General features: G+C 68.7%; 6 protein-coding genes and 2 pseudogenes. All 8 read left to right on the forward strand.

The window, feature by feature from the left end; all coding sequences use genetic code 11:
- Positions 1 to 1,491: an ABC transporter substrate-binding protein gene (locus tag MKK51_RS01635; protein ID WP_243974573.1), complete on the forward strand. Its 1,491-nt coding sequence runs from the start codon at positions 1 to 3 to the stop codon at positions 1,489 to 1,491.
- A gap of 16 nt (positions 1,492 to 1,507) precedes the next feature.
- Positions 1,508 to 2,452 carry an ABC transporter permease gene (locus tag MKK51_RS01640; protein WP_243974575.1) on the forward strand — a complete coding sequence of 315 codons (945 nt, stop codon included), beginning with the start codon at positions 1,508 to 1,510 and terminating at the stop codon, positions 2,450 to 2,452.
- Between the two features lie 86 nt (positions 2,453 to 2,538).
- On the forward strand, positions 2,539 to 3,369 hold the full coding sequence (locus MKK51_RS01645; RefSeq protein WP_243974585.1) for an ABC transporter permease: 831 nt from the start codon (positions 2,539 to 2,541) through the stop codon (positions 3,367 to 3,369).
- A gap of 2 nt (positions 3,370 to 3,371) precedes the next feature.
- Entirely contained in the window at positions 3,372 to 4,400 is a 1,029-nt protein-coding gene (locus MKK51_RS01650) for an ABC transporter ATP-binding protein (RefSeq protein WP_243974578.1), read from the forward strand.
- Positions 4,397 to 5,326 carry an ABC transporter ATP-binding protein gene (locus MKK51_RS01655; RefSeq protein ID WP_243974580.1) on the forward strand — a complete coding sequence of 310 codons (930 nt, stop codon included), beginning with the start codon at positions 4,397 to 4,399 and terminating at the stop codon, positions 5,324 to 5,326. Before MKK51_RS01650 ends, MKK51_RS01655 begins: the two co-directional genes overlap by 4 nt.
- A 32-nt stretch (positions 5,327 to 5,358) precedes the next feature.
- On the forward strand, positions 5,359 to 6,936 hold the full coding sequence (locus MKK51_RS01660; RefSeq protein ID WP_243974581.1) for a gamma-glutamyltransferase family protein: 1,578 nt from the start codon (positions 5,359 to 5,361) through the stop codon (positions 6,934 to 6,936).
- A gap of 272 nt (positions 6,937 to 7,208) precedes the next feature.
- Positions 7,209 to 7,367, forward strand: a pseudogene (locus MKK51_RS01665) (transposase); the annotation flags it as partial.
- 116 nt (positions 7,368 to 7,483) lie between these two features.
- Positions 7,484 to 8,240, forward strand: a pseudogene (locus tag MKK51_RS01670) (IS21 family transposase); the annotation flags it as partial.
- Positions 8,241 to 8,349: the final 109 nt, after the last annotated feature.

Genomic DNA, 8,349 nt, shown 5'->3' on the forward strand with positions numbered 1-8,349 from the left:
ATGCTGCGTCTGTTCGCTGCCGGCCTCGTTGCGGGCATTGCCGCGCTGTCTCCTGTCCAGGCCCAGACCCTGCGCTTCGGGCTGATGGAGGATCCGGACGCCCTCGACCCGACGCTGGCGCGCACCTTCACCAGCCGCATGGTCTTCGCCGCAATGTGCGACAAGCTCGTGGATATCGGGCCCGACCTGAAGCCAGTGCCACAGCTCGCCACCAGCTGGAACCTGTCGGAGGACCAGAAGACCCTGACCATGACCCTGCGGCCGGGCGTGCTGTTCCATGACGGCGAGAAGCTCGACGCGGCGGCGGCGAAGTACAGCATCGAGCGGCATCTGAAGCTGCCCGGCTCGCAGAGGCGCGGCGAGATCGCGCCGATCGACCGGGTCGAGGTGGTGGACGACCTCACCTTCACGATCATCCTGAAGACGCCGTTCGCGCCCCTGATGGCGCAGTTCACGGACCGCGCCGGGATGATGGTCTCGCCCAAAGCTGCCGAGCGCCTGGGCGACAAGTTCTCCACCGCTCCCGTCTGCGCTGGACCGTTCAAGTTCGTGGAGCGGGTACCGCAGGACCGGATCGTGGTCGAGCGCTTCGACGAGTACTGGAACAAGGATCAGATCCACCTCAAGCGCATCGAGTTCCGGCCGATCCCCGACGGTACCGTGCGGTTGACCAACCTGCGCGCCGGTCAGCTCGAACTCCTGGAGCGCCTGACCCCCACCGACCTGCCGCAGGTGACCCGCGACCCGAAGCTTAAGGTCGGATCGACCATCGAGCTCGGCTTCCAGTCGATCGTCTTCAACCCGAACAGGGCCGGGTCGGCCGTGGCCGACCCCCGCGTACGCGCCGCCTTCGATCTCGCCATCGACCGCAACGCCCTCAACCAAGTGGTGTTCAGCGGCGAGTTCCTGCCCGGCAACCAGTGGGTCTCGCCCAAGCACCCGGCCTATGTGAAGGAGTACCCGCTCCCGAAGCGGGATGTCGCCAAGGCCAAGGCCCTGCTGGCGGAGGCCGGCGTGCCGAAGCCGAGTGTCACCCTGACAGTCTACGCCAACAACGAGGCGCCACAGGTGGGACAGGTCATCCAGGCGATGACCCGCGAGGCCGGCTTCGACGTGAAGCTCCAGGCTACCGACTTCACCACCGCGCTGGATGCCGCCGACAAGGGCAACTTCGACGCCTACCTCTATTCGTGGAGCGGCCGCCCGGACCCCGACGGGAACACCTTCAGCTTCCTCGCCTGCAAGACCCCGCTGAACTATGCCCGCTACTGCAACCCGGAGGCGGATGCGGCGCTGGCCGCCGAGCGCGCCACGGTGGACTTGAGCCAGCGCGCCGAGGCCTGGAAGTCGCTCGCCGACCGGGTCATGGCCGACCGGCCGTTGATCTACCTGTTTCACCGCAAGCTGTTCTGGGCCTACAGCACGAAGCTCAGCGGCTTCACGCCCTATCCCGACGGCCTCGTACGCTTCACTGGCCTCATGCTGAACTGAAACAGGGGCCCGGCCGATGCTGCGCTTCCTCGTCCAGCGCCTCGCGCTCGCGATCCCCACCCTGGTGATCGCCTCGATGATCATCTTCACCCTGCAGCAATTGCTGCCGGGCGACACGGCGACCGCCCTGTCGGGGGAGGAGCGCGACCCAGAGGTCATCGCCTTCATCCGGCAGAAGTACCACCTCGATCAGCCCTTGCCCGTGCGCTACGTCCTCTGGGCCGGCGGCGTACTTCAGGGCGATCTCGGCGAATCGATCCGCCTGCAGAAGCCGGTCATCGACCTCGTCATCGAGAAGCTGCCCGTCACCCTCGAACTCGCGTGCCTGGCCATGCTGGTGGCGCTCGTCATCGGCGTGCCCATGGGCATCCTGTCGGCGGTCAAGCGCGGCACCGCCGCCGACACCATCGCCAACGGCATCGCCCTGTGGGGCCTGTCGGTGCCGAACTTCTGGCTCGGCATCCTGATGATCCTGCTTTTCTCGGTGCAGCTCGGTTGGCTTCCGGCCTCCGGCTATGTCTCGCCCTTCGAGAGCCTGTCCGAGAACCTGCGTTCCATGGCGATGCCGGCCTTCGTCCTTGGCAACGCCATCGCGGCGGTGATGATGCGCCACACCCGCGCGGCGATGTTGGGCGTGCTGGGCTCGGACTACGTCCGCACCGCCCGGGCCAAGGGCGTCTCCCCCTTGCGCCTGATCCTGCGCCACGCCCTGCCCAACGCCGCGATCCCGATCATCACCCTCGGCGCCCTCGAATTCGGGCAGCTCCTGTCCGGCGCGGTGCTCACCGAGCAGGTGTTCTCGGTGCCGGGCTTCGGCAAGCTGATGGTCGATGCCGTGTTCAACCGGGACTACGCCACCGTGCAGGGCGTCGTGATCTGCACCGCCACCACCTACGTGCTGCTGAACCTCGCAGCGGATCTGCTGGCCGCCTTCGTCAACCCGAAGCTGAGGCGCGCGTGAGCAACATCGGCATCACCCAGCCGGGCGTCATCGAATCCGGTACGGGGCTCCCGCCCGCAACGTCGCTTCGTGCCGAGCCCGGCCCCATCCGCGCGTTCTGGGCGCGCCTGACTGCGCGCCGCACCGCCATGGTCGGCCTCGTCATCGTCGTGGCGATGATCCTGATGGCGGTCTTCGCCGACTGGGTCGCGCCCTACGATCCCATCGCCACGGACTGGGGCGCGATCCGCTCACCTCCGAGCTGGGCGCACCCCTTCGGCACCGACGAGGTCGGGCACGACGTGCTCTCCCGCATTGTCTTCGGCGCGCGCGCCTCCCTCGGCGCGGGTCTGACCTCGGTCGCGCTCGCGGTGGCTCTTGGCCTGCCGTTCGGGCTGATCGCGGGCTATGCCGGCGGCATCGTCGATCTGCTGATCATGCGCCTCACCGACGCGCTCCTGGCGATCCCGTTCCTCATCCTCGCCATCGCGCTCGCTGCCTTCCTCGGCCCCAGCCTGACCAACGCCATGGTGGCGATTGGCCTCTCGGCGACTTCGACCTTCGTGCGCCTGACCCGGGCGCAGGTGCAGGCGGTGGCGGCGGAGGAGTTCGTGGAGGCGGCGCGCGCGGTCGGCAACCCGCCCTGGCGCATCGCGATCCGCCACATCCTGCCCAACATCGTGCCCGCCATCCTGGTCCAGGCGACGCTGACCATCGCGGCCGCGATCATCGCCGAGGCCAGCCTGTCCTTCCTCGGCCTCGGGCAGCAGCCGCCCGAACCGTCCTGGGGCTCGATGCTCAACGTCGCCAAGAATTTCCTCGAACAGGCGCCCTGGATGGCGATCTGGCCCGGAGCCTCGATCTTCCTCGCGGTGCTGGCTTTCAACCTCCTCGGCGACGGCCTGCGCGACGCCCTCGACCCCCGGCAGAGGACCTGAGCATGGCGCAGGACAGGGTAACCCTGCTCGATGTCCGCGACCTTGCCGTCGCCTTCGACAGCGAGGGCGGCGTGGTCCACGCGGTCAACGGCGTGTCCTACACGCTCCGCGAGGGTGAGACCCTCGGCATCGTGGGCGAATCCGGGTCCGGCAAGAGCGTGCACGTGCTGGCGATGCTAGGGCTGATCCCGCGTCCGCCCGGCCGCATCACCGGGGGCCAGGTGCTGTTCGAGGGCCGGGACCTCTTGCGCCTGCCGGAAAAGGAACTGCGAAAGATCCGGGGCGGACAGATCGGGTTCGTGTTCCAGGACCCGATGAGCTCGCTCAACCCCGGCATGACGGTGGGCGCGCAGATCGTCGAACCCCTGCGCATCCATCTCGGCCTCGACGGACGGGCGGCCCGCGCCCGCGCGAAGGACCTCCTCGACCTCGTGCGCATCCCCCATGCCGGGGCGCGCCTCGACCAGTACCCGCACGAGTTCTCCGGCGGCCAGCGTCAGCGCGTGATGATCGCCATCGGCCTGTCCTGCCGCCCCAAACTCCTCATCGCCGACGAGGCCACGACCGCCCTCGACGTTACGGTGCAGGCCGAGATCATCGGTCTGGTGCAGGAGCTGAAGCGCGAGATCGGGATGGCGATCGTCTGGATCACCCACGACCTCGGGGTGGTGGCCGGCATCGCCGACACCGTGCAGGTCATGTATGCCGGCCGCATCCTTGAGCGCGGCCCCGTGGACGACATGTTTCGCGATCCGCGCAGCGCCTACACCCTCGGGCTGCTGCGCTCGCTGCCCGATCTCAGCCGGGGCCGGGCCGGGCGCCGGCGCCTGCACCAGATCGAGGGCGCCCCCCCCGACATGCGCCATCCGCCGCCGGGCGATCCCTTCGCAGCGCGCAACGTCTACGCCACCCCGCGCTGCCTCACCGACACGCCGCCCCTGATCCAGGCCCCCGGCGCCGCGCCGGGCCATCTCGTGGCCGCCTGGTACGACCTGCCGGCGCGGCTCGCCGCCGAGGAGGCCGCGCGATGAGGCCCGGACCCGCAGACCGTTATCCGCTGCTCTCGGTGCGCAACCTCAGCAAGCACTACCCCTTGCGCAGCTGGTGGGGCGGCAAGGGCTCGGTGTTCCGGGCGGTGGAGGATGTCAGCTTCGACATCCGGCCCGGCGAGACCCTGGGGCTGGTCGGCGAGTCCGGCTCGGGCAAGTCCACCATCGGCCGGGCCGTGACCATGCTGAACCCGCCGAGCGCCGGCACCGTCGCCTTCGAGGGCACGGATCTGGCCAAGCTCTCCGCCCGGGAGATGCGCCGGATGCGCGCCCGCATCCAGATGGTGTTCCAGGACCCCTACGCCGCCCTCAACCCCCGGATGAGCATCGGCGACTACGTAGCCGAGCCCTTCAAGCTGCACCGACACGACATGGCACGGGCCGAGCGCCGCGACGAGGTCGAGGGCCTGCTCGCCCGGGTCGGGCTCGATCCGCGCTTCGCCCGGCTCTACCCGCACCAGTTCTCCGGCGGCCAGCGCCAGCGCATCTGCATCGCCCGCGCCATCGCGCTGAAGCCGAGCTTCATCGTCGCCGACGAGCCCATCGCGGCGCTGGACGTCTCGATCCAGGCTCAGGTCGTGAATCTGCTCCAGGACCTGCAGGACGAGCTCGGCATCTCGTACCTGTTCATCTCCCACGACCTGCGCATGGTCCGTTACCTCTGCCAGCGTGTCGCCGTGCTCTGGCACGGCCGCGTGGTCGAACTCGCAGAGGCGGACGCCCTCTACGAAGACCCGCGCCACCCCTACACCCGGCGCCTCCTCAGCGCGGTGCCGGTGCCGAACCCGGTGGAGGAACGCGCCCGCCTCGGCGCCGCCTCCCTCCTGCCCCCCGCCGACCCGGACGCCACGGGCGGCTTGGTCGAGGTCGCCCCCGGCCACTGGGTCGCCGACATCCGCTACGCCTGACCCTCCAGGATTCGATTCAAGGACCCGACGCCGTGAGAGACTTCTCGAAACCGGGCCGCTCGCCGGTCTATGCCGCCGAGGCCGCGGTCGCGACCTCGCATCCCCTCGCCTCGCTGGCGGCCATCGAGATCCTGAAGGCGGGCGGCAACGCCGTTGACGCCGCCATCGCGGCGGTGGCGGTGCAGGGCGTGGTCGAGCCGGCCATGACCGGCATCGGCGGCGACTGTTTCGCCCTCTACGCACCGAAGGGCACCGCAATCCCCATCACCCTGAACGGCTCCGGCCGCAGCCCGGCGGCCGCGCACGATGCCTGGTACGTGGAGAACGGCATTGTCATCGAGGCGACCTCGCCGCACGCCGTCACGGTGCCGGGGGCCGTCGCGGCCTGGGCGCGACTGCTCGCCGACCACGGCACGCGTAGCTTGAGCGAGCTCCTGCAACCCGCGATCCGCTACGCCGAGGAGGGCTACCCGGTGCAGCCGCGCGTCGCCTACGACTGGGAGCGCAACCGCGACAAGCTGCGGGCCGATCCGGGCTCGGCCGCGGCCTACCTCGTCGACGGCGAGGCGCCGAAGGTCGGCACCCTCATGCGCCACCCCGTGCTCGCCGCCACCCTGCGGCGCATCGCCGAGCACGGCGCCCCCGGCTTCTACCATGGCCCGGTGGCCGAGGACATGGTGCGCACCTTACGCGAACGCGGCGGCCTGCACACGCTGGAGGATTTTGCGAGCGCCGCGCCAGAATACGTGACCCCGATCTCGACCCGCTATCGCGGCTACGACGTCTACGAGTGCCCCCCAAGCGGCCAGGGCCTCGCCGCTCTGATGATGCTCAACGTGCTCTCGGCATTCGATGTCGGAGCGCTGTCCGAGCTCGACCGGGTCCACCTCTTCGCCGAGGCCTGCAAGCAGGCCTACCATCACCGCGACGCCCTCTTCGCCGATCCGGTCGTGAATGCGGTCCCGGTCGAGCACCTGCTCTCCCAGGCCTGGCAGGCGCGAGCGCACGGCGCCATCGACATGGCCCGCGCGCAGGAGCCCGTGCTGTGGCCGGAGATCCGCCACACCGACACGGTCTACCTCTGTGTGGTCGACCGCGACGGCAACGCGATTTCGCTGATCAACTCGACCTTCCAGGGCTTCGGCAGCGGCATCACCGCGCCGGAGAGCGGGGTACTGCTGCACAATCGTGGCTTCTCGTTCCGGGTCGAGCCAGGCCACCCCAACACCATCGCGCCCCGCAAGCGCCCGATGCACACCATCATCCCCGGCATGCTGATGCGCAACGGTGCGGTGGTGGCCCCCTTTGGCGTGATGGGCGGACACTATCAGGCCATGGGCCACGTCGAACTCCTCACCGGCATCATCGACCGGGGCCTCGACGTGCAGGAGGCCCTCGATGCGCCACGCAGCTTCGCCTATGGCGGTGGCGTCGAACTGGAGGGCGGCTTCGCCCCCGGTCTCGCCGAGGGTCTGGCGGCGCGCGGCCACGTCACGGTTCCGGCCCCGGGCCCGATCGGCGGTGGGCAGATCGTCTGGATCGACCCGGCCACGGGAATGCGGGCCGCCGGTTCCGACCCGCGCAAGGATGGATGCGCGCTCGGGTATTGATGGGAGGTACCTTTGCCAAGGTGCTCCATTCTAGCCGTAGCGAGCTTCTCAAGGAGAACTTTTAGCTGCAGCATTTCCTAGGCGTCCAATGGAGACAGGCTGCTGAACTCTGATGCACCAATAGGTTTGTTAAGCGGCCGATCTCTGCTGCCAACGCGACCGTCCGATTTATCGGTTGACCCTGACCCAGCTAATCACCCTGACCCATCAAACTAGTCTGCGCTGAGCGCAAGTTTTTCGGGCATCCTGAACCCTGAATGAGGGTGGATGCCATGCCTCGCAAACGCTGCACGAACGAACAGATCGCCTTCGCCCTGCGGCAGACGGAGAATGGCGCCACGGTGGACGAGGTCTGCCGGAAGATGGGTGTGTCCGAGCCGACGTTCTACCGCTGGAAGAAGCAGTTCGTCGGCATGGGCGTCGCTGAGATCTGTGTTTCGGCGTGCAGCTTTGACCCCGTGAGGCGGGGGATCGGCGTCCAATTCTGACCCCCTAACCTCGTTCTCGCAGACTGCCCTCCGGTACGACCGGAGGGTGGTGTAGGGGGATGAAGGGCGTGGACACGATTGCGCGCATCCGGCGCGAGTTCTTTAACCGCGGCCGCGCGATCAAGGACATCGTCCGCGACCTGCACGTCTCCCGCAACACGGTCCGGAAGGTCGTCCGGTCGGGAGCCACCGCCTTCGCCTACGAGCGTGAGGTGCAGCCGCTGCCCAAGCTCGGGCCGTGGCGCGACGATCTCGATCGGATGCTGACCACCAACGCCGGCAGGTCCGCCCGCGAGCGGCTGACGCTGATCCGGATCTACGAGGCGCTGCGCGGGCTCGGCTACGAGGGCGGCTACGATGCCGTTCGGCGCTATGCCAAAACCTGGAAGCGCGAGCGCGCCTCGGTCACGGCCCAGGCGTTCGTACCGCTGTCGTTCGCCCCGGGCGAGGCCTACCAGTTCGACTGGAGCCACGAGATCGTGCTGATCAGCGGCACGACCGTCACGGTCAAGGTCGCCCACGTCCGGCTGTGCCACTCGCGCATGCTGTTCGTGCGAGCCTATCCGCGCGAGAGCCAGGAGATGGTGTTCGACGCCCACGATGCGCTCGCACTACCTCGTCGATCCGGTCGCCTGCACGACGGCCTCGGGCTGGGAGAAGGGGCAGGTCGAGAACCAGGTCGGGCTGGTGCGCGTACGCGTCTTTATCCCGCGTGTCCGGGTGGAGAGCTAGGAGGAGCTGAACGCGCTCCTGCACGAGGGGCGGCTGGGCTTCGCCAAGGACCATCTCCCTCCCCAGGAGCTAGATCTCACCGTTCGGTGGCGGTTATAGGCCGAACGGTCAGTCCTCGTCTCCTAGGACGGCATCCTCCGCCGCCATCACGTCCTCACACGTTCCGTTTAGCCGACCTTGCTGCGCCCGCTGG

This window comes from Methylobacterium sp. E-045, assembly GCF_022829685.1.
Taxonomy (GTDB): domain Bacteria; phylum Pseudomonadota; class Alphaproteobacteria; order Rhizobiales; family Beijerinckiaceae; genus Methylobacterium.